Genomic DNA, 23,561 nt, shown 5'->3' on the forward strand with positions numbered 1-23,561 from the left:
AAACGGCTGTTTTGGCGCAAACTAACTGTAGGTTTTCCAGTTAGTTTCCATATTTCTTCCGAATATAGAAATCTAACGGTATGAAATCCATTTAGTTTTCAATTTCCATTTATATATAATTTCACCAATAAAATTAAAACCGATTTTCTCTATATTAAAAAATCCCGGCCACATAATACAGGACCGGGACAAATGCTTTTAACGCATATATTTTTATCGGATGGCTTATCTTACCTTGTTCGAGCAATTGTAATAAAAATTAATGCTTGCGTCCGGGGATAACCCCGGTTTCCTCATAAACGGCAACGATATGATCAATTTCTTTCTTCAGTTCGCTGACGAGCTCCGCCTCAGGAACCTTGCGTACGACTTCCCCATAACGGAATAGCAAGCCTTCCCCGCGGGCGCCGGCAATACCGATATCCGCTTCACGAGCCTCCCCTGGCCCATTCACAGCACAGCCCAGCACCGATACTTTAATCGGCACCTTAAGTTTGGAAATATACTCTTCCACTTCATTCGCGATGGAGACAAGGTCTATGTCAATCCGCCCGCAGGTCGGGCAGGAGACAAGAGTCGCTGCATTGGAAATCAGACCGAACGTCTTCAGCAGTTCTCTGGCAACCTTCACTTCCTCCACCGGATCGGCGCTTAATGAAATGCGGACGGTAGAACCGATTCCCATCGACAGCAAAGCTCCAATCCCTGCCGAGCTTTTGATCGTTCCTGTATGAAGCGTGCCTGATTCCGTTATTCCTAAATGGAGCGGGTAACGGATCACTTCGGCCGCTTTGGAATAAGCTTCAATCGCCATCGGAACATCGGAGGCTTTAAGCGAGACGATAATATCGTGGAAATCCAGCTCTTCCAGAATTCCAATATGGAAAAGGGCGCTCTCAACCATCGCCTCCGCTGTAGGATAACCGTATTTCTCCAGCAGATGCCGTTCCAGAGAACCGGCATTCACCCCGATACGGATCGGGATTCCCCGTGCCTGACACGCCTTCACTACTTCCTGAACTCTCTCCCGCTTACCGATATTGCCGGGATTGATTCTAACCTTGTCGATCCCGTTCTCAATCGCCTTCAAGGCAAGCCGGTAGTCGAAATGAATATCTGCAACAAGCGGGATGCTGATCTGTTTCTTGATCTCCTTAATGGCATCTGCCGCTTCCTGGTTATTCACAGTAACCCGGACTAACTGGCATCCGGCCTCTTCCAGCCGATGAATTTCGGCAACGGTCGCCTTCACGTCGGCCGTCTTGGTCGTGCACATGCTCTGAATGATAACCTCATTATTCCCGCCGATCGTTAAATCCCCTACCCGGACGGGAACGGTCTCCGTACGATGGTACATAATTCTTCTCTCCCATGACGGCAAATATCCTCCCGAGCAGTCCGATATCGGACTGCCTAAGAGGATGATCGGCCGGAAAATAGTTGCTTGTTATGCACTTTCTTCCTTTTTCTTATCATCTTTGGTCGTGAGCATCGGAGCAATCTTCTCCTCCACGACTTCTTTGGTCACCGTGCAATTGCGCACATCCGTCCTGGATGGGATGTCATACATAACATCGAGCATAATCCGCTCCAGAATGGCACGCAGACCACGGGCTCCTGTGCTCCGTTTGATCGCTTCTTTGGCGATGGCCTCTAGTGCATCCGCTTCGAATTCCAGAGCTACGTTATCCAGCTCCAGCATCTTCTGGTACTGCTTAACCAGTGCGTTCTTCGGCTCCGACAGAATGCGGACAAGCGCATTCTCATCCAGAGGCTCCAGCGTGGAGATTACCGGAAGACGACCGATAAATTCCGGGATAAGCCCGAATTTAAGCAGGTCCTCAGGCAGAACCATGGATAAATATTCTCCCGGCTTCAGATCTGCCTTGATGCCATCCGTACCGAATCCGATCACCTTCTTGCCGATTCTGCGCTTGATGATCGATTCCAGACCGTCGAAGGCCCCGCCGCAAATAAACAGGATGTTCGTCGTATCGATTTGGATGAACTCCTGATGCGGATGCTTTCGGCCGCCTTGCGGAGGAACGGAAGCTACCGTACCTTCCAAAATTTTCAGCAGTGCCTGCTGTACCCCTTCACCGGAAACGTCTCTGGTAATGGACGGATTCTCCGATTTACGGGCGACTTTATCGATTTCATCGATGTAGATAATGCCTCGCTCGGCTTTCTCCACGTCGTAATCCGCAGCCTGAATAAGCTTGAGCAGAATATTCTCAACGTCTTCGCCGACATAACCGGCCTCGGTCAAAGAAGTCGCGTCGGCTATAGCAAACGGTACGTTCAATATCTTCGCCAATGTCTGTGCTAAAAGCGTCTTCCCGCTTCCCGTCGGGCCAAGCAGTAAAATATTGCTCTTCTGCAGCTCCACATCTTCAATCTTACTCTGGGAGTTGATGCGCTTGTAATGATTATATACTGCGACAGACAGAGATTTCTTGGCCTGATCCTGCCCTATGACATACTGATCGAGAATGTTGCGGATGTCCTTAGGCTTCGGAATGTCCTTGAGATCGATCTCTTCCTCATGCCCTAGCTCCTCTTCCACAATCTCCGTGCACAGCTCGATGCACTCATCACAAATATATACGCCAGGACCGGCCACCAGCTTGCGAACCTGGTCTTGGGATTTACCACAGAACGAACACTTCAGTTGACCTTTTTCTTCATTAAATTTAAACATGGCTTCACCCCTATTCCTTTCAGATCGTTCCGGTAATCACTTGATCGATGAGCCCGTACTCCTTAGCTTCCTCGGCGCTCATGAAGAAATCCCGGTCGGTGTCCCGCTCTATGACTTCAATCGGTTGTCCCGTGCGTTCTACATAAATCTGATTCAACCGCTGCCGGGTACGAATAATCCAGTCGGCATGAATCTTAATATCGGAAGCTTGCCCTCTGACCCCGCCAAGAGGTTGATGGATCATCACTTCGCTGTTCGGAAGGGCAAACCGCTTGCCCGGAGCCCCGGCTGTTAATAGAAGGGAGCCCATACTTGCCGCCATTCCAACACAAATGGTCGACACGTCCGGCTTGATGTGCTGCATCGTATCATAGATCCCCATGCCGGCCGTCACCGAACCGCCAGGAGAATTGATGTACAAGTGAATGTCTTTCTCGGAATCTTGAGCAGCCAGAAACAGCAGCTGGGCTATAACCAAATTGGCAACATCATCATCTATGGCGCTACCAATAAAAACAATCCGGTCCTTTAACAGGCGCGAATAAATGTCATAGGAACGTTCTCCGCGATTTTCCTGTTCGACGACCATGGGTATTAAGGCCATGTGGGGATCCCTCCTACTCCTTGATTAAAGCAAAATGAACCGGTCTGAAACAGCCTTTCAGTCCACCTTCATTTTATCATGTTTAACGTATTGTGTCATATTTACACTATCCTATGCAACCCTTCATTAACGTTCCGGTTAAACGCCTTGGCATGCATTAACTTATTCCTGAACAGGGGCATCTAGAGCAATCGGAAAGTCGGTTCATCTTCTTCATAATGAACTTAAACTTTCCGATGTGGTAAAACAAAGGCACGTAACTAGACGCGCCTCTGACTAGACTATGTTTTAGCTTGCAGCAGGAACCGACTTGCTGTTATCCACTAGGAAATCAATTGTTTTGCGGATGCTGATATCCTTGCCCATATTTTCCAAGGTTCCGTTCGCTTCCAGAATGCTCCGGATTTCTTCCGTCGTCCTCTGGTAAGTCTTGGCCATGTTCTCGAGCTCTGCGTTGATTTCCTCTTCACTGGCTTCAATGTTCTCGGCTTTGGCAATGGCCTCGAGCACCAGATTGTTGCGAACCCGCTTCTCTGCATCTCCGCGCATTTGCTCCCGAAGCGCTTCTTCGTTCTGACCGGAGAATTGGAAGTACAGCTCCAGATTCATCCCCTGCATTCTCAAACGATCTTCGAAATCTTTAAGCATGGTTTCCACTTCGTTATCGATCATGACAGAAGGAATGTCCACCTCTGCCGCCTCCGAAGCTTTGTTCACCAATTCTTCCTGAATTTGCGCTTTGTTGGCTTGCTCTTTTCTTTCCGCAAGCTTGCGGCTCAGGTCTTCTTTAAACTCATCCAACGTCTCAAACTCGCTCACATCTTTAGCGAACTCATCATCCAGCTCAGGCAGATTCTTGCGCTTGATCTCATGAAGCTTCACCTTAAACAGGGCCGGCTTTCCTTTCAGATCCTCTACATGGTACTCCTCAGGGAAAGTAACCTCGATGTCCTTCTCTTCTTCCTTAGCCATTCCCACGATCTGAGCTTCGAAGCCCGGGATAAAGCTGTTAGAGCCAAGCTCCAAGGAATACTTCTCGGCCTTGCCGCCTTCGAAAGCTTCGCCGTCGACAAAACCTTCAAAATCGATGACGACCATGTCGCCGTCTTCCGCCGTGCCCTCTTCCACAACAATAAGCTCGGCATGACGCTGCTGCAGTCGTTTCAGCTCGGCATCCATCTCTTCTTCCGTAACTTCGGAGCTGCGTTCCGTAACTTCCAATCCCTTGTATTCGCCAAGCGATACTTCAGGCTTCACTTCCACTTTGGCTTTAAATTTCAGAGCCTGTCCCTTGCCGATTTCTTCAATATCGACTTCCGGACGGTCAATCGGTTCGATTCCAGTTTCCTTCACGGCCTGTATGTAGGCTTCGGGAAGCAGAATATCTAATGCGTCCTGATACAGGGCTTCGGCCCCGAACCGTTTTTCGAAGATCGCGCGCGGAACTTTTCCTTTGCGGAATCCCGGAACGTTAACTTTTCCAACTACTTTCTTAAATGCTTTATCCAATGCGGCGTCAAATTGTTCCGCTTCGACTTCGACGGTAAGAACGCCTTGGTTCTTCTCTATTTTTTCCCAGCTTGCTTTCATTTTATGCTTTCCCCTCCAAAAATGTACCTAACTTTTTCACGTTTCAGCTTACATAACCATTTCATTATATCATAAAACCTTTTCATTTCAAGAATAGCTATGAACGCGGAAAAACATCCCTGACAAAGCTCTTAAACATAGTAGTCGCCCGCGCCAGAGCGAACTTGAGCCTATCCGTCATCCCATACAGTTCCAGTATGTCCTCCTCATCGGGGGTGCCAACCATTGTTTCCTCCAGCACGAGATGAAAGGCGCAGGCCCACGCGTCCATCTGCTCCTCCGATAAGGACAGAAGCTCACGGTAAATGGAAGTTCCGTAAGCATAAGCGAGAAACTCCTGCCAGGTTTCCGAGGCAAAATACGCCAATACCGGATGCTTGGACTCGCTGAACGACAGAAATCTTTCTACAATAGAATAGGCTTCCTGAGGAAACTCTTGAAATGAGGGTGGAGTATCCTGGATATCCAGCACGATCTTCTCGCCAAGCTTCTCCAGCGTTACCGTCCCCCCTTCCCCCCTTCGTTTCAGTACCTGCAGAACCTTGAACTGAAGAATCGGAGGAAGCCTCGGGGAAACAAGCCAATTCTTGAGCGCTTCATTAATAGAAGGGTGATCCAGGCAGCTTAATTGCTCCAATGCAAGAGCTTGCTTGGCCAAGTTCGTCCCGTCCTGCAATATTTGCAGCAGTTCGTTAACGTAATTGGCGTTGTTCTTCTCTTTACCCGTCAACTGCCGGCGTCTTAATTCTTCTTCGCTGATGTCCTCTTCTTCCTCCGCGTATAGCTCTGGCTGCATCGTACGCAGCCAATCCAGTAGCGCCTGCCACTCCTCATTCGTCCTTGGGTCGCCGCTGTCACACTGTACTAAAAAATGGAGTAATTCTATCGCTTCGCGGTATCGCTCGGTCTCGAGCATCCGCGTCAATTCCATTTGGTAATAATCTATCGTTTTCGGAAATAAAACGACGTTATCCTTAGGTTTATCGGTTATTGCCTTCACCATCTTTCCATAATAAAGCTTTAGCTAGATACTATCGTTTTCGGAACAAAAATGCAAAAAAATGAGCCCAAAAAAATACGAAAAATACCTGTTGATTTTCTTTTGGTGCTGTGTTAATATTAATCATGTTTCGCGCTAAAAATGATTAACCGCCCTTGCAACAGTTTATTTATCAAGTCCCAGTAGCTCAGCTGGATAGAGCAACGGCCTTCTAAGCCGTGTGTCGGGGGTTCGAATCCCTCCTGGGACGCCATACTTAGATATCAAAGTCACCATGTTATGGTGGCTTTTTTGCTGTTTCCAACTTTCCAGCCATACAACAGTGAACCTACAACTTGATCTATATATGGTGTACTCTCTGCTAGAACGCTGGACACATCATGTTTGCAGATGCTTAGCACGGTTTGCTGGCTGCACGGCATGCATACACTGTATAATTCTGTATTCGCAGGGATTCACAAGTTGGACCGAATCTAGAATCTTATGGGACATCGCCCTGTGGGTTGACCAAATAGCTACTTGCAGGGGGATTATGAATTCAGGAAGGCATTCTGAAAGGTACATCATACATCGCATGGGCGGCATGACGTATACCCATGTAAACTGCCAGTATGCCGGCCATTTGCAGATACACAGGTATATACAGCTTTCTGGATATGAATTCTCAGGAGCTTCCCACCCATGTAGAAAAGAGAATGGTGATCTATGTCGGATTCTGGGCATAGCATATTTCAAAATCAAGGTGCTTGGGTTCTGAAATTTTAGGGTGTCATCTGGCATACACGGTGTATGGGCTGGACATGCCCTGTATGGTACAGATTTAATGTACATTGTACACATTCAAATACAGCATCCCCAGCAATGTATACCGCATGTACAGCAGATTTTGATTACAACCATACATGGCCCAATTTCAGGAATTCTCAAATGCCGAGCATATTCCAGGGGTAGTGAGTAATCGTTGAAATCCGCATTCGCAGGGATTCCAAAATCCCAGAGAGCCATCTGGATATACACTATACATGAGCTTGGGCATGTATCCCAGCCATACATGCATATGTGAGTAAGCCTGAATAAGCATGGAACACACCCATTCCCCCTTGTATAGCCTTACCAACCCGAACTGAATAAGAACTAAATGAATAAAATTTAAAAATGGGGCTACATGAACCTCGTAGACCCCACGTTTCCAGAGAGTATACACCATTCTCCACATGTACAACCTCTGGCTTATTCTCTTTACTCATTTTACTCACTACTTACCCACGAGCATACACTGCTTACCCATATACACTGGATTTAATAAAAGTGGTTTACTCAACCATGGACTGCAGACATTCAAGTTGTTCAACCTTTTTTATAGAGCTTTGCTTACAAATTCAGTCAATTCAACAACTGCCGCACTGAATTGGGCAGTTCCGTTAAGAGCCTGCAACCCTCTTATCGCTGTGTTGATAAATCCTTTTCTTGGGGGGGTATTTCTAATTTCCTGCTTGATTACTTCAATGTAATCATTTAGTTGTTCTTTTTCATCAGGAGAAAGATCGTCTGTAACTGATTCCATCACTTTTGAAATCAAACTTTCTAACTGTGTAGCATCAATACCATTGTTTTGGGTTGCATTCACGGTACCATTGTCATTGGCTACGTTTACTTGCGCAACACCACCACTAACATTAATCACATATTTCACATCCTCGTCATAACCCATTTTAATGCCTATTTCTGTAAGATAGCCTTCAATATAATTCACAAAAGGCAGAATTATACGATTGCAAAATTCTTTTACTGAATCATTGGTATCTCTTGCATAGTTTAATGTCATATCGTAATAAAAATCATGAAAATTATCTGCAGCATATTTAAGGTATTGGTATGTATAAGAGATTTCTTCCTGTTTGGTATTACCCATAGAATAGAAAGCAGTACTTCTTTCAACAGGTTCAAAATCTTCTGGTTTTACATACTCTTTTATATAATCTGAGATGATTTCATTTTCATCTATATAGGCTAAAAATTTCTTTAATAGAGCCATGCCCGTTTGATGATTACAGGTAATCAAACGATTAGCAATCGTTCTAAATTCCATGGAAATAATTTTTAATTGTTTTTTATCAATATTCTTCATATCTCACTCCACAAAATGGGCAATAGCTGCCACATAGTTTATAAATAGGTTTAATCTTAGCTTCGCGCTTACAGCATGGATATTTAACAATTTCTAAGGCCTCTATACCATAATTAATCGGATATTCTTCTTCGTGAGTTGGTTTTTTACCCGCTTTGAAAGAAACAAAGGAACCTTTGAATTTTGTTTCCAGACTTTTGAATTCATTATGGATTAAATCGTAAGCATGATTTTTGGCTTTCTTAAACGCTAATTCGATTACATCGTCGGTGAAATAATTATCGGCTTTTAACCCACAGCTTGGACACCATATTTCTATTACATCATCTGCGTGATAATCACTTGGGCGAACCTTAAAAAACTCTCCGCACAGTGGACATTGTAGTAATACAAATCCCTGATCATCTGCTGGTATCGAGATTTCTCCTAATATTGTGCTCAACTGTTTCCTCCTTTCTACATGCTGAATAAACAAAAGAAGAAGCATATATTTCATTCTCTAAAATACCGTATTGTACATATTTCCCATCATACCAATAATATACAACTATGTATAGATCATCAGCACTACTTTCTACATATACAGCAAGGGACTGGCAGCATTCGTCAGTCCCTATATAAGAAGGTGTGTGTATATTGGGGGGAGTGTAAAATTTTCTATGTACCAAGAGTTGGAGCCTTCACAGGCGACAAAAAAGTAGGGTATTCTCGGGATTGCTAAAGTCACCGTCCCGATGGATAACCCTACCAGCTTACACAAACTTCTTGACGATACCATTGTGTTTGAAACTAATCTTACAGGATTCTAGAGACTGCTGCTTATCTAAAGTTAATGTTCTCAAATTTGATAATGTTGCAATAATCTCCCAATTAATAATCAGTAGTAGGCCTTAGTCAGAGGTCAGGTTGCCGTCTCAACATTTGCATACAAACTGAGAACCCAGGGACGGCATCCCCTGGGTTCTCCATTTGAACATAACGTATTCTATTAATTGAAGGTTCCTATGTGCATCAAGCACACACTCTCTCAGACCTTTTCCAAATGCTACTTCCTGTTCAGGATCGCTTAATGCCAAATTCATTCCAGATCGAGTCCTTTTCCTCCAGCAATTCTTTTCCATTCCAAAGGATATCGTAAATGTCCCCTTCGTAAGCAATGGCTCGGCCAAATGCAAATGAAATAAAATAATCCTTCCAGGATTGGAAGATATGACTGGCGGAATCAGCAGCTCTCTTCATATAGCCCCATGCCTGTTCTTCGGTAATATAGCCCAGTATGCAGCTCCATCTTGCAATGTTTACAGCCCGGTCAAAATCCCAGGCAGCAATCGTGTTCACCCGGTCAAAATCGGATTGCGTAAAGGAAAGCTTCTTCATCATCGCTTCTTGGGCGGATTCATAGCATTCCTGCGATTTGCCCACTTCCTCCTCTGTAAAAGACTGTCCAGCTTTCAACGCCATAAGAAGCTCATCATATTTCGCACGATGCCCTTCCGTAAGCAGCCATTCCAGGGTTTGTACAGCTTCTTCCCGATTACTAACGTCCCAGGCTGAAGAAAGGCCTTCCTTCAAAATTTCATGATCTATCTTTACCCGCAGTATCCGTGGCGACTCAGACCGGTAAAGAGCGAGATTGGCACCGTAGGCAAGCAAATGCTGTTTCTCCTTCGGTAAAGAATTAGCCATCTCCATTTCTTGTCGCATTTTCTTATTCTTTTTCTCAATTCGCTTGCTCGCGGTAATCAAACCCACAATAAGTAAAATCACAACGGCCACAATAATTCCCACAACAATTAGAAAAGTCTTCAAACCAGCATGTTCCTCTCCATGTTTTATTCGGCGCAGTTTAAATATACGTTTAAATATGAATACATGTTTGTTTTTTGTTAGCGTACTTTAATGTTTAACAAATCCCCCTTTCCATCGAACCCATCATCCAGATAAATGGGTAAACAATTTGGCAGCTTTAAAGCAGGGACTCTCCATTCGCAAATGTGCCAAACCAGCGGGCATTTCCGTACAGAAACCTTTACTTTGGCGATACAAAATTCTTCATGTGCTTGCTCTGGCTAAGGATCAGTCTCCGGTACGGCAACCACTAGCATGATGTTCTTCCTTGACGAACGAAAGATCAGCACTTACTACTTTTCATTAAATGAAGATATGTATCTTACTGCACGGAATATTTGCTAAAAGTCGCTGGTAATGGGCTTTCAGTATATGCGAGACAACCATGAGATGCCCTTCTAAGCTGCATAAAATTTAAACTGTGCCTTTTATGTATTTTCAATCGGAGGACGGGGTACCCCTTCCAACCAATTGTAAGGCCGAGTGCTGGTAGCACTCGGCCTTCCCTAGGTTATTTTATCACAATAAATTTTATACTCAACTGCTAACTAGATTAAAACACACAGAAAACACATAATTAAACTAACGCAAGCATTGCCTGCTGTGTTCCGAATTGCACGAAAGCGGACCTGCCATTAAATGCCGGATATCTCACTACAAATGGTTCCGGCTTTACATTAACGCATTATCGAATGGATACCCGGTAAGTGCGAAGCCAAAAGTCGACTTGTGCCAAATAGGCAAACATTTGCGGACCGTTCATTAGTTGCCCAAACCAGGGGGAAGTAAACGGGGCTGTTCCCTCGGCCATTTGGCGGATTTTCGACGCATTGATCAAGGGTAGCAGCGGAGAAGAGGCATCGTCAAGTATGTCCAGCACCCATTTTTTCACGGCGGCCAAATAGTTCGGATTATGTGTTTTCGGGTAGGGGCTCTTCTTGCGGGTCAGAATATCTCGCGGGAGAAGATCTTCCAGTGCTTGACGCAGTATTCCTTTTTCGTGTCCCCCGGCCGTTTTCATTTCCCAAGGGATATTCCATACATACTCCACCAGCCGATGATCACAGAACGGCACGCGGACCTCCAGCCCGGCGGCCATACTCATCCGGTCCTTCCGGTCCAGCAGCGTCGGCATGAACCGGGTTATGTTCAGGTATGACATCTCTCTCATTCGCGCCTCCTGCGGGTTCTCTCCGGGTAGACGGGGGACCTCGGCAATGGCCAGATTGTAGCTTTCCTTGATATAGGAACCGGGGTGCATCCAGGAACGGACATCCTCGGAAAGCAGGCCTGCCCTTTCCTCTGCTGCCAGAGCCCACGGGAATGTTCCGGCGTTCAGAGCTTCCTCGCGATAAAACCATGGATAACCGCCAAATATTTCATCGGCGGCTTCTCCGGAAATAGCGACGGTGGCGGATCGTTTAATTTCCCGGCAGAACAGGTACAAAGACGCGTCAACGTCCGCCATTCCCGGCAAATCCCGCGCGATTACCGCTTGCTTGAGAGCAGAGACAAGCTCCGGCGTATCAAACTCGACGTGATGATGGCAGGTTCCCAAATATTCGCTCATGCGGCGGATCCAGGGGGCATCGTTGTTCGGTTGAAAAAGGCTGGCTGTAAAATGCTTGTCATTATCCGTGTAATCTACCGAATAAGTGTGAAGCTCTCCCCGGCCGGTACGACGATAATAATCTGCGGCCAAGGCCGTTAAAGCGCTTGAATCCAGCCCTCCGGAAAGCAGGGTGCATACAGGCACATCCGAAATCAATTGGCGCTCCAGAGTATCGCGAAGAAGTTCCCTGATCTTCTCCGCTGTCGTACCGATGCCGTCGGAATGCGGTTTGCTTTCGAGGCGCCAATAACAGCTGAGACGAACCCCATCGCGGTTAAACAGCAGGCTGTGTCCCGGTTTGAGCTCCGATAGATTCGAATATATACCGCATCCCGGGGTTCTCGCCGGCCCCATCACCAAGATTTCCGCCAAGCCTTCCAGGCCGACCTGCGGTTTAACCGCCGGGTGTGCCAATACCGCTTTCGGCTCGGATGCGAATAAGAGCGCCCCATTCACTTGCATATAAAAAAGCGGCTTAACCCCCAATCGGTCCCTGCACAGAAAAACATGACGCCTCTGCTCATCCCATACGGCAAAGGCAAAAATTCCGTTTAACCTGGCGGCGCATTCCTCTTTCCACTCCATGTAAGCGGCCAAGAGCACTTCCGTGTCGCATTGCGTCCGGAAGCGATGCCCCAACAGCTCCAACTCCTTTCTTAACTCGGGAGCGTTATACAATTCTCCGTTATAAACGATAACATAGGTATAATCGCCGCTCTGCCGGAGCATAGGCTGAGCGCCGTTATCCGGGTCTATGACGCTTAACCGGCGATGTCCAAACGCACAATGCCCGGAAATCCACAGCCCGGAGGCATCAGGCCCGCGTGCAGCCAGTGTTGCGGTCATCGCCTCCATATACAGCCTCTCGGAGGCTAAGTCCCTCTGCCAGTCAATCCATCCGACTATTCCACACATACCTTGTTCATCCTCTCGTTGCGAAGATAGAATCGTCTTCAATCCGTTGGTTAAAAACCGCCCGATTTCACCGATTCTTCCAGAGTGAATGCGCTACGATGAGATATAAGAAGGAAGGCCGTTAAGGCTTATCATGCTTATATCGTAAAAAAGGTATATGTACAGAGGAGAAGGATGATGTATGTCCCCGCCCCCCGTTTAATATTTTTCTATGGTAGATAGACAAACAATCATAGATTCAACCTTGGACTCATACGCACTTATTATCGAAAAAAAGCAGCGGAAGATAGACGGTGACCACAATGACCACTATTCCCGCACAAACCAAGAGAAGGGGAAGTTCAACGGCCCATAACCGGTAACGCAGCCGCTTGGAGCCTAACGATCGCCGCCATTGAACTGCGATCCAAACCAGACTGAACACAATGATCGCTGACAAGCCGATAAACATTCCCAATCCCTTCAGTTCCGCTAAGCTCTGAGGATATGCCCCCTCCTCGTCAACACACGCATGAACCCTGGGAGCATAAAGCAGGATTAAGATTAGAAGCACCCATAAATAGCATAGTATTGGTCTGTGCATTTAGCCCTCCCCGACCTTTGATTCCATTAACAGGAAATAATCAAAATTATAGCATGAATCCGTTCGGAATAGACGGCAAAAAAGCCCGCTTTGTCTAAGACAAAACGGGCTGGACTTCCAACCGTTGGCATCCCTCTTCCCCAAACGTAAAGCTCTAGCGGTTCTGCCCCGCCAAACTGAGCGAAGGGGATAATAGTCGAAGGCAGTAGGAGCGATTTCGTTAGTCCCGGTCATACCTCTTTGCTCCGCTCTCCTCTTGGCAAACATAAGGCTTCCAGCAATTCTACCCGCCAAACCCGAGCGAAGGGGATAGTAGTCGAAGGCAGCTGAAGCGATCTCGCTAGTCCCGGTCATACCTCTTTGCTCCGTTCTCCTCTTCGCCAAACATGAAGCTCCCAGCGGCTCGTCCCGCCAAACTGAGCGAAGGGGATAGTAGTCGAAGGCAGCTGGAGCGATCTCGTTAGTTCCAGTCATACCTCTTTGCTCCGTTCTCCTCTTCGCCAAACATGAAGCCCCCAGTGCCTCATCCTGCTAAACCTGAGCGAAGGGGATAGTAGTCGAAGGCAGTAGGAGCGGCGATAGTTATCCCCGTTCCCAAATTTCCTCCGTGCGCCCGTTTGCTCTACCCGCTAGACCGCGTGAATCGACGGCCACTTCAGCTCCACCCCGGCCTGTACCAGAATCGACTGGTAATCCTCCAGCTTCTGCTTATCATTGCGCACTTCGCGCGGCTTGACTCCGTGCTCCACACAGTAGGCGGCCAAATAACCCGCCGCTTCGCCGATGTTCCATTCGACCGGATGCAGCCGATAGCAACCGTTTGTAATATGGGTCGTGCCAATGTTTTTGCATGCGGGCAGCAAATTGTTGACCCGGACCGGAATGAGCGAGCCCAGAGGAATTTGAAACGGCAGGCTCGGAACATCAATATACGTGCGCAGCCCCGTGCTCGGATGCAGATCGATCCGGTAGCAGCCGATGCCGACCGAATCCGGGTAATCTTCAGCCGTTAATCCCGGTCTGCATGCGGGACTCAGATGCTGCTCCACAACGGTCAATTCGGCCCGAATTCTTCTTGCCTCGCGGATGTACGGACTTTTGGCCAACCCGTCCTCCGTGCCGACAGCATCCTTCCTAAGCCTCAGCCCCGGGTAACCGTACCGTCCGTCCGGACGCGGGGCCTCGGTTTGCATCCAATACAGCAGGGACAAGCTCAATTGCTTGGCGTTCTCCAGATGCTTGATGCGTTCCTCCTCCGGAACATCGATGATGGAGCCGAGCCAATAATCGTTCTGCGGCCAGTTGACGATCGTCATATCGCTGGCAAAAGTCCCTTCCGCAAACAGGGAACGGTCAATGACTCTCCGGTATTGCCATAACGAGAACGACTTGCCGTCCGGGAAGAAGCTGTAACGGATCGGCTCCAGCGTATGCGGAACAAGTCCCATCCAGCTTAACTGTTTGTCAGGCCAGAAATCCGCCTGGTACCCCCTCCAGAAATCATACTGGGCCGGTTTCGGAATGGTGAAATCCTCCCCCTCGAGATGATCGACCAGGAAGCAGTAAGTAAAGGCCTGCATATCCTGAGGATCGGCCTCTCCTTCCAAGGCATGCGGCTCGCCGGTCTGGCTGACGGATTCCGAGCCGGTTACATACTCGACTCCGGCCAAGGGGAGCACATCCCCCTCTTCCGTGGCATCCAGAAAATACGGGGCGGTCAGCACGACCTCATCCCCCGTGTCCAGGCTCCGGACATGGACCGCTGCAACTTCGTCGCCCGATGTTTCCGCACGGACACATTTATAACGAGTCAGTACGATTAGCGTCCCGCTATGAATGTAGGGAGCCAGCATGTCATTCAGGACAGCCAAGGCGGTACGGGGCTCATGGGCTACCCGGCTTACAGTGGCATTGCCCGGGTTCAAATAAAGATCGGAGCGGGCTGCTGCCGTCAGCGGAAAATTGCGGCTGTAATAATCGCGCACCCGATTTCGGAATTGCCGATAGCTGGCGGTGCAACCGAACTGCTCGATCCACGGATGCTCATCCGGGGGAACCGCCTGGCTTGTCAATTGGCCTCCGATCCAATCCGTTTCCTCGGTCATGAGCACCTTTTTGCCCATCTTGGCACAAGCCAAGGCAGCCGCGCATCCCCCCGTTCCACCTCCAATAATAACAACATCTGCATGCAGCTGTTTCATCATCCGCCTGGCTCCTTTCCAATATCGTAGAATAAAAACTCGCTCGCTTAAGCAATACTGAGCAATCGTTTGGTCAGATGTCAGATTCTGCGCCATCCGATTGAAGTTTCGTCTTAAATATAGACGTAGACTTATCCCTGCAGGATTGGGGGTTATCACTCTGATAGACCATCATTCGACGGATAAGAATTATTAATTATTTCTATTAGAACAATTATTCATCAAAGACCGACTCATCCAGCAGGCCAAGCAGCAGACCCGCCGAGGTTATCGCGTTGGTCCATCCGCTTTCCATGCAATACGGCCCCCATCCGGTATCCCCGTTGTTGCCGAAATATTCTCTATGGCGCAGATCATACGCCCGCATCCACCCTCCATCGAACAGCGGATTGGGACTTTCGATTTGAATGCCGCACAGAAAACGGGACAAGTTTTGATATAATTCCGCGTATTTATCTTCTTGGGTCGCTTTCCATGCTTCCCACGCATTCATAAGCAGGAAATTATTCGTATATAATTGGTCGGCAATCTCCTCCCCGTTATATAGAAACACTCCCGTATCCTCTTGCCCGAACCGTTCCGGATCGGGGTTGTCCGCTTCTTCAATACCGCCCAAACTATGAAGATGGCTTAACAAATAGTGCGTAACCTCATCCAATCCTTGACGGATCCGCCCCGTCGGGTCCTTGCGGCTGAGATACCCCAAAGGGAGAAGGAAACGGGAAAGCCCGGATGTCCGGCTGTACATAAATTTAAGCTCTCCCATACGCTCCAGTAAAGCCAGAGAGCCCCGCATCGCCGTATCCAAATAGGCGGAGTCTTGCGAAACGAGATAAGCCTGTAGGAAAGCCGCATGAGCTATACTTTCGAAATGCGGATTAAAGCTCGCCGCATGCTCCGCCGATGCTTGGGCGGCCCCTTTGGCCTCCATCTCCGCCCCGATCAGCATGTTCGGCCTCAGGCCTGTCTCATGCTGCGTAGACAGCAGTGCCTGTGCGACCGCCATTCCTCTCCGCTTATATTCCTCCTTGCCGGTCCGGCGGTACAAATACAGAAGCACGAAGCAGACCCAGGCATTATCGTCCGTAAAAATCTGATCCGGCCTCTCCCCAGGGAACTGATACCATTTGAAAAATCCGAACGTCTCCGATTCAGGATTCATATCCTGATACCCTTGATCGAATAAATATTGCAGCAATCGGTGGGCCCTCTCGCTCCAGCTCGGGTCCTTCGTATACCGGGAATACAAATGCATCATCAATGCGGTATGCGCATGGCAGTCGGGGCGGCGGTCCGGCGATACCCGGGCGGTCACGGAGTGGACGTTCTCATACACACCCGTGGATCCGTCCTCTTCGGGGAGCATGCCGGAACGAAGGAACCATTGCGCATTCCGGCGCACAGCCTCCTCGGCCGGCTTATCGGCGCCTGTACGGATAATCGGGTCCAATCCGGCCAACGGAATGCCCGTAGCCTGCGATAGCTTCGCCAACACTTGGTTCCACAGCCAATGGGGCCTCAGGACCGTTCCATGAGGGCGGGATAGCAGCGAGAAGGCGCTGTAGACGACAAGACCTTCCCCCATCTTCTTAGACAGCAGACCGGGAAATGCGGACGTTCCGTCATCTTCTCCCGACTCGCGGGTTTGCCGGAAGGCTCCAAAGTCCAGCCAAGTTTCCGTATGAATGGAAAACCCGTAGGCCATCGCGCCCTCCCACTCCAGCAATGCCCCTTGGGGAAGGGAAGCATCCTTGAGCGCTACCCTCAGCTTCTCAAGTGTTCTTCTCGATTTGGGAAAATCCTGCTTCCAGCCGAACAACCGCGAGCTGGGAAAATCGAAGGCGCTGATCAATTCCGCATACAGTCTTCCCCCTTGCTCTACATAACGCCACAGCTTCTCTATTACCGGTACAGATAGAGCGGTTTCCTCGTCCACCTTGCCCGATCCTACGACCAGCACAGCATCATACGCATTCAACTCGTGATGCTCCAATTGGTTCAGCGAATACTGATTCGCCTCTATGGACAATGGATGGTCCAATTGCCTTTCCGAATAGATGGCAGCTTTCATGATAAGTCCCTCCGTTGATGTATTGAGGCCGCCAATGCAGGTCGGCCATAAAGCTCCTGATATTCCGTCGGTGACAAGCCGGCAATTTTCTTAAATGCTTTACTGAAGGAGTGAACCGATTGATAATGCAACAGCTCCGCAACCCGGGTAATCGTTGTATTGCCGGTTTGCAGCATTTTCATGGCGCGCAGCATTCGGCTGCGCGCCCAGTAGGTCTGCAGGGAAACTCCCATCTCCAGCCTGAAAACGTGGGACAAACGGGAGTAGCTGTAGCCTAAGGCATCGGCGATTTCATTCAGTTCCTTAATTTCCGTCATGCTCTCATCCATATAACGGACCGTTTGATAAACGAGCTCCTTCGCTCCGTTAATGGGAGCAGGCTTTCTCGCGGCCTGCTGCTGGCCCGGACGGGCGCGGAAAACGCTCACAACGATTTGCTGCAAAAAACTCTCCGCCATAGTCTTGGCCATGGAATCCGGGCGTTCCAGCTCCCTTAACAAGCCCAGCAGCATGGTTTCAATGGTACCGTCGTCCTTCAACAACTCCATTTGCTCGCAAGTCAGCTTGCCGAAGCGTTCGGCCACCGGTCCCCGGGCACCGTTGGAAAGCCGGAAGCGAAGCCCGAGCAGGCGCAAGGGATAATTCTCGGAGTTTTCTACCCGCCAACGATCCGGGGCTTGGCATACGATAATATCCCGCTCCTGCAAACGAAGCTGGTCACCTGCGCATAGAAGCGAACCCGTTCCGTTCATGACGTAATACAATTCCGTACTGTTCGCATGGACGGGGGAAGAGGAGAAGCCATCAAGAAAACAGCTATCTCTTACCTGCTCAAGAACAAAATGCCCCAATGCAATCGGCCGGTCTAAAAACCGTTTATCAAAACACCATCCCTCCGAACGGGCAGTATCGCTTTCCCTCGCCAACACCGATATTCGCCTCCCTTGCCGCTCCTCCCGGAGCCTCTTTTATGTCCATTGTGATAGGTCTTCCGTTAAATGATAAGAAGGCTATCTTACGATAACGGGGAAAATATTAAGGTTATGTAAAAGAGAAATAGAAGAGCCGGGGAAGTTCTCCCCGGCTTGCTTCCTTATTTGGACTGATCATACCAACCCGACAATTCCCGAATGACTTCTTCTCCGCCCTGGGATTTCCATTGGCTCACGAAATGGTCGAATCCGTCCAAGCTTTCGGCCCCCGCGATGACTTTAATGATGTAATCGGACTCGAGCTTGGTCAGCTTCTGCATGTTATTGCCGACGACAGGCAGCGGAGGAGCCAGAACGGTCGGATCTTTACGGGAGATCGGACCCTGCTTCTGAATTTCCTCGAACGCCTCATACAGCACCTGATCCTTGCGGACCCTCAGCAGCCACAGCTCCTCGTAAGCCGTAGAATCCGTGCTTGTCATGAACCAGTCGGCATTCCCGCGATCATCGTTGAACTTCGGCAGGATCGGGAACAGCTTGCCGCTGTCATCCTTCTTGTGATGAACGTTCTCTTCCCCGATGGAAAGGCTCTTGAACAGATCCGGCTGAACCTTCATGTTCATATATTTCATAGCATCCTCTTTATGCTTGGAGGATTTCGGAATGGCGATATACCAGCTTACTCCACCGCCCTGCAGCCAGTTTCCTGTCTGACCGTCCTTGCCTTTCAACGCCGGAATCTGGGTAATTTTCGCTTCAGGCATATTTTTCTTCAAGGCTTCGGTTACTGCCGGAGCTATTCCCCAGCCGTAGGTAATGACTCCCGCTTTCCCGGTCGTAAACTTCTGCTGCACGGTGGCTGATTTATTCACCGGCCATTCGGGATCAATCAATCCTTCGTTATACAGCTTGTTCATAAACTCCAGATATTCCTTCATACCCGGATGGTCCAGCCTGTGAATCAGCTTGCCGTCCTGAACCTCCCAAGGGGTTACAACCCCGAAGGCGCCGGAAATTTCCGGGATGATGCTCTCAAAACCGCTAAACGGGACAATGCCTTTCTTTTCCTTGATCGCTTTAAGCAGCTCATAGAACTCATCGATGGTCTCCGGTACCTTCATGCCCAGCTCATCCAGCAAATCCTGGCGGATAGCCAGAGAACTGCCGACGAAAGCCCGCGGATGCTTCTCGGGAATCCCGTAAATTTTTCCATCGACTTTAGCATTCTCGAACAGCTCCGGCGGATTGACTTCTTTTATCGTTTGTCCGTACTGTTCCAGCAGCTCGTCCAACGGCTCCAGCGCGCCCTGTGCCGCTAGGCGGTTGTACTGCGAGCCGGACAGCTTAATAATATCGTAGGGCTCCTTGTTGGCCATCAGCAGGTTAAGCTTGTCGTCCGGATTTTCGAGCGGCAGCGTTTCGTATTTGACTTTATATCCCGTTTGCTCTTCCAGAAATTTAGCTACCGGGTCGGAATTCGGATCGAAATTTCTCTGGAACCCGAGCTGTCTCAGCTCCGGCTTCTCGCTGCCCGCGCTGCCGCTTCCTTTGTCGCCATCGGCTTGGGTTCCGGAGCCGTTGCTGGCACAGCCCGCCAAGACTGAAAACGCTAACGAAAAACTGATCATACCGGCTATCGCCTTTTTCATGCTTGCTTCCCCCATTGGTTTAATATTGTGTTTAAGTCAGAGGTTGACTGGTTTGAGTATAGCATGATTAGGATTTGTCGTATTTGTCCACAGTTGCTTGTTTTGTTGTCCTGGCCGATAATTCAGCCCGTACCCCCGCCGGAATTCTCCACCTCGTTATACGGCAAAGCCGGATAGCGGATAACGACCTTCGTCCCTTCTCCAGGCTCGCTATAGTAGGACAAACCGTAGCCTTCTCCGTAATGAAGCTTGATTTTGTCGATGACATTGCGGACTCCATAACCGCTGCCGGGTCTCCCCGCCAGAATCTGCTCCGTCTCTGTGCGGCTCATTCCTACCCCATTATCCTCTACGCTAATAAAAATTTGATCTTCTTCACGGCAGGCGTGAATCCGGATTTTGCCTCTCTTGTCCTTCCGTTCCTGGATACCGTGCAGAATAGCATTTTCTACGAGCGGCTGCAGTATAAGCTTCACCGTCGCGCAGTTTTCCACCCCGGGCTCGCATTCCAGCTCATAGTCCACCATTCCGCCGAACCGTTTATTTTGCAGGTCAAGGTACATTCTGACATGCTCCAATTCATCCTGCAGTGTAATGATATCCCTGCCTCCCCTTAAGCTTAGCCGGAAAAATTTCGCCAGCATCCCGACCACTTCACTGATTTCCGGAGCCTTATGCTTTAAAGCCATCCAATGGATCATATCCAATGTGTTGTAGAGGAAATGGGGATTAATTTGCGCCTGCAGCGCCTTCAGCTCCGCGCTTTTCTTGAGAACCTCCTCCTCATATTTCTCCTTGATCAGCCTCTGCATATTTTCACTCATCAAGTTGAAATGCTGCTGCAGAACCCCCAGCTCGTCCGTACTGTCCACCCGAGCCCGGAAATCCCACTGCTCTTCTTCAATCTTGCGGATATGCCGCAGCAGAAGCCGAATCCTGCGCGTAATTCCCGACGATATCCAAAACGCCGTCAAAATGGCGATCACGGTCACAACAATTAATACAAGCAACAGATCCCGCGCCAATGGATTGATTTGCTGCGAGATTTCCTCCTGCGGGATAATCGCGACCAATCTCCAGCTCGTCCCTTCCACCTGCTTATGAATGACTATGGACGGTCTGCCGTCCGGTCTGGCCGTCAAGGTTCCTTCCGCTCCCGCCGTCCCGGAAGAATCATTTTGCAGCAAATCCAGGTCAATCCGCTTGCCGATCTGGGCTTTATCCAGCCCGGACATGATCACCCCATCCTGATCTGTTAAATAGACCTGTCCAAGGCGGGTAATATTGGTCTGGCGGATAATTTCGCTGATGCTCTCCTCCAAAATATCGATGGCTATGACGCCCAGAATCCGTCCATTAAAACCGCCATCCAACTGCAAGGGACGGACACAGGACAAAATCTGCTGCACCCCCCGCATATCCTGAAAATCGTATTCGTACGTCGGGCGGCAGTAGATGCCGTCCTGATTGCTCAGCATATCGCGGAACCACTCGGTTTGCATTGCTTCCTTCATCGGCAGAATGGTGCTGTTCTCCCGGGAGTAGATCCAGTCGTTATTGACATACAAGCGGATTCCGTAGATTTCACGGCTGTTTTGCGCTGAACGGATAATTTCCAGCAGCATCTGATAATCATCGATCTGCTGGCTTAACGTGTAGGAAGCATCCTTGTTGGCAAGAATTTCATTCAGCGATTTGTTCATGAACAGCATGCTGGAAACGTCCTTGACGTTATTGAGCTTGTAAGAAATAAACGTGTTCGCTTGCTCGAAGGACCGGCGGGTGGAATCTACAATCCGCTGCTCGACCATTCCTGATGTTTTATGATAAGAGATCCACGAGATCGATCCTACCGGTATAACGATCAGCACTATATAGGTCAACAGCAGCTTTTGCTTGATGCGCAAATTATTGAACAGCGCAAAGATTGAGAAACTTCTGCTCATAGAAATCCTTCTTCCGTCTTCTCGCGGAACTCGGAAGGGTTCATTCCCGTCAGCTTGCGGAACACCTTGGCGAAATAGTTGGCGTCCTGGTATCCGACCTTGCCGGCGATTTCATACAGCTTAAGCTTGCGGTCCTTAAGCAGCTGCTTGGCTTTCTCGATACGAAATTGAGTAATATAATCATTGATGGAGATGCCCTTCTCTTTTTTGAACAAAATGCAAAGATAGGTCGGCGTTAAATAAACATGCCCGGCAATCGAAGCAATCGAAACATCGCCGTCATAATTCGCTTGAATGTATTTGACGACTTCCCGGATAACCGACTTCTCGGCGGGCTGGCCGATGATCTCCATATTTTCCTTAATGATCCCCAGACGGCGAATCATGAAATTTCGGATAGTATATAATTCGCCGGCAACGAACACTGACGACCACAGCTCGTCATTCTCGAATTCCCACATCGTCTCGGGATACAGCTTCGTCATCGCTACATACCAGCGAAAAAGCTTCGTCCGGACGGCATCGATATCCGGCGAAGGAAATAGAACCAGATCGTTGACGCACTGGTCCAACAGGTCGATGGCCGCATCGATATCGCGCTGTTTAAGCAGCTCCTCGAAACGGATATAGTTCTGCTTATCGAATAACAACTGCTTAAGCTGCCCTTCCTGCGGGAGCTTGCTGTACCAGATCGATGTGTTCCAACCACGGTAAAAACGATGCTGAAGCGCTTTCAACGCTTCCCTGTAAGACCGCCCCAATGCGGCCGGATGGTGGCATATACTCCCAACGCCCGCAGAGTAGGCTTGCTGGTTGTCCTCCTTGCGGAGCATGCGATTAAGCCATAAGGAGATTCGCTCTAGCTCACTGTCGGAACGAATGCTGAAGCAAACGACCCCCATCCCATCCATAACTGCTGTAAGCAACAACAGCTCCTGAGCTTTTCCCTCCACGATAGCTTGTCCTTCCCATAAGTCCCATTCCGCCGCTTCCCTGGCAGTGAATACGCAGCATATATATTTACCCTCTCTCGGAAAACCGCCATGCAGCGTAAACAGCTCCTCAAGGATTCTTTCGGTGCCGGGATCGGCCGGGGAAGAGAGCTGGAACAGCTCTTTGAGCGCCTTACCCGTCAGTTCCGCCAAATTCTCGTCCAGCGCTTTGCGGATTTGCAGCAGTTTGCTGTTTTCTTCCCTGGACTTGCTGATTTCTTCCGCCGTCCTGCCCAGCAGCGCTTCCAGTTCGTGAATCTGAACGGGCTTTTCGATATAATCGACGGCCTGAAGCTTGATAGCGGATTTCAAATAGGCCACATCCGAATAGCCGCTCAAGAAGATAATTTTACAATCCGGGGCCAGCTCCTTGAGCTTCCCGGCCAGTGTAATTCCGTCCATTCTCGGCATCCTCACGTCACATAGGACAATCTCCGGGCGCAAGAGCATAAACCGCTCCAATGCCTCTTCCCCGTCCTCCGCTTCGCCGACGACCTCGAGTCCCAGCTGCTCCCAAGAAATGAACTCCCTCAGCCCGCTTCTAGTCATCTCCTCATCGTCTACCAACATGACCTTAATCAAGAAATGTCCTCCCAACTCTTGGAATTTCTAAGCGTAAAAGAAAAAGAGGTCTGCCCGGACAAACGGACATACCTTTAACAGAAAAATGTCAAAATAAGGAATTTGCTATGATGTTGTGCGAAAATCAAAGATTAACCGGCTTCGTCATTTTATTGAAAATGACGACAGCCCGTTTGTCAAGAAATATAAGCTTAATTTGTTGAACGC

The 23,561-nt window shown here is 49.0% G+C and carries 16 protein-coding genes and 1 tRNA gene; 1 reads left to right on the top strand and 16 read right to left on the bottom strand.

The features are described 5' to 3' along the window. Positions 1–259 precede the first annotated feature (259 nt). The 5 genes from ispG to ACTHRH_RS17685 all read right to left on the bottom strand — a co-directional run bounded on the left by ispG (position 260) and on the right by ACTHRH_RS17685 (position 5,898). Complete coding sequence (gene ispG / locus ACTHRH_RS17665) at positions 260–1,357, bottom strand: flavodoxin-dependent (E)-4-hydroxy-3-methylbut-2-enyl-diphosphate synthase (protein ID WP_379287776.1); 1,098 nt, start codon at positions 1,355–1,357, stop codon at positions 260–262. A gap of 90 nt (positions 1,358–1,447) precedes the next feature. Further along, positions 1,448–2,701, bottom strand: coding sequence for an ATP-dependent protease ATP-binding subunit ClpX (gene clpX / locus ACTHRH_RS17670; protein ID WP_144938847.1), 1,254 nt, complete (start codon positions 2,699–2,701; stop codon positions 1,448–1,450). Positions 2,702–2,720: 19 nt separating this feature from the next. Then, on the bottom strand, positions 2,721–3,305 hold the full coding sequence (gene clpP / locus ACTHRH_RS17675) for an ATP-dependent Clp endopeptidase proteolytic subunit ClpP (RefSeq protein ID WP_440416837.1): 585 nt from the start codon (positions 3,303–3,305) through the stop codon (positions 2,721–2,723). A 288-nt stretch (positions 3,306–3,593) separates the two neighbouring features. Then, on the bottom strand, positions 3,594–4,895 hold the full coding sequence (gene tig, locus ACTHRH_RS17680) for a trigger factor (protein WP_144938853.1): 1,302 nt from the start codon (positions 4,893–4,895) through the stop codon (positions 3,594–3,596). Between the two features lie 97 nt (positions 4,896–4,992). Beyond that, positions 4,993–5,898, bottom strand: a complete 906-nt coding sequence (locus ACTHRH_RS17685; RefSeq protein WP_144938857.1) for a hypothetical protein — start codon at positions 5,896–5,898, stop codon at positions 4,993–4,995. A 173-nt stretch (positions 5,899–6,071) separates the two neighbouring features. Between ACTHRH_RS17685 and ACTHRH_RS17690 the strand changes: the two genes are divergently transcribed. Beyond that, positions 6,072–6,148: transfer RNA gene (locus ACTHRH_RS17690), tRNA-Arg, on the top strand. Positions 6,149–7,252: 1,104 nt separating this feature from the next. Here the strand turns inward: ACTHRH_RS17690 and ACTHRH_RS17695 are convergent. From ACTHRH_RS17695 to ACTHRH_RS17745, 11 genes are all read right to left on the bottom strand, one after another. Then, entirely contained in the window at positions 7,253–8,023 is a 771-nt protein-coding gene (locus tag ACTHRH_RS17695; protein WP_144941962.1) for a hypothetical protein, read from the bottom strand. Continuing rightward, the gene (locus tag ACTHRH_RS17700) at positions 8,010–8,465 is read right to left on the bottom strand and encodes a TFIIB-type zinc ribbon-containing protein (protein WP_144941965.1); all 456 of its coding nucleotides are present in this window, start codon (positions 8,463–8,465) and stop codon (positions 8,010–8,012) included. The genes ACTHRH_RS17695 and ACTHRH_RS17700 overlap by 14 nt, the downstream gene beginning before the upstream one ends. 614 nt (positions 8,466–9,079) lie before the next feature. Continuing rightward, the gene (locus ACTHRH_RS17705; RefSeq protein WP_144941967.1) at positions 9,080–9,832 is read right to left on the bottom strand and encodes a DUF1266 domain-containing protein; all 753 of its coding nucleotides are present in this window, start codon (positions 9,830–9,832) and stop codon (positions 9,080–9,082) included. Positions 9,833–10,556: 724 nt separating this feature from the next. Next, positions 10,557–12,398, bottom strand: coding sequence for an asparagine synthase (glutamine-hydrolyzing) (gene asnB / locus ACTHRH_RS17710; protein WP_144941969.1), 1,842 nt, complete (start codon positions 12,396–12,398; stop codon positions 10,557–10,559). A gap of 250 nt (positions 12,399–12,648) precedes the next feature. Continuing rightward, the gene (locus tag ACTHRH_RS17715) at positions 12,649–12,981 is read right to left on the bottom strand and encodes a hypothetical protein (protein WP_144941971.1); all 333 of its coding nucleotides are present in this window, start codon (positions 12,979–12,981) and stop codon (positions 12,649–12,651) included. Positions 12,982–13,610: 629 nt separating this feature from the next. Further along, a complete protein-coding gene (locus ACTHRH_RS17720) occupies positions 13,611–15,185 on the bottom strand; it encodes an FAD-dependent oxidoreductase (RefSeq protein ID WP_440416841.1) in 1,575 nt (524 codons plus the stop codon). Positions 15,186–15,396: 211 nt separating this feature from the next. After that, entirely contained in the window at positions 15,397–17,253 is a 1,857-nt protein-coding gene (locus tag ACTHRH_RS17725; RefSeq protein ID WP_440416843.1) for a hypothetical protein, read from the bottom strand. Beyond that, a complete protein-coding gene (locus ACTHRH_RS17730) occupies positions 17,250–18,182 on the bottom strand; it encodes a helix-turn-helix transcriptional regulator (protein ID WP_144941667.1) in 933 nt (310 codons plus the stop codon). The genes ACTHRH_RS17725 and ACTHRH_RS17730 overlap by 4 nt, the downstream gene beginning before the upstream one ends. Before the next feature lie 164 nt (positions 18,183–18,346). Continuing rightward, entirely contained in the window at positions 18,347–19,834 is a 1,488-nt protein-coding gene (locus ACTHRH_RS17735) for an extracellular solute-binding protein (RefSeq protein WP_186328522.1), read from the bottom strand. Between the two features lie 122 nt (positions 19,835–19,956). Next, the gene (locus tag ACTHRH_RS17740) at positions 19,957–21,780 is read right to left on the bottom strand and encodes a cache domain-containing sensor histidine kinase (protein WP_144941672.1); all 1,824 of its coding nucleotides are present in this window, start codon (positions 21,778–21,780) and stop codon (positions 19,957–19,959) included. Beyond that, a complete protein-coding gene (locus ACTHRH_RS17745) occupies positions 21,777–23,354 on the bottom strand; it encodes a response regulator (RefSeq protein ID WP_379287790.1) in 1,578 nt (525 codons plus the stop codon). Before ACTHRH_RS17745 ends, ACTHRH_RS17740 begins: the two co-directional genes overlap by 4 nt. Between the last annotated feature and the right edge of the window lie 207 nt (positions 23,355–23,561).

Origin of the sequence: Paenibacillus sp. SAFN-117 (assembly GCF_051966115.1) — a bacterium.
Lineage (GTDB): Bacteria > Bacillota > Bacilli > Paenibacillales > NBRC-103111 > Paenibacillus_L > Paenibacillus_L residui.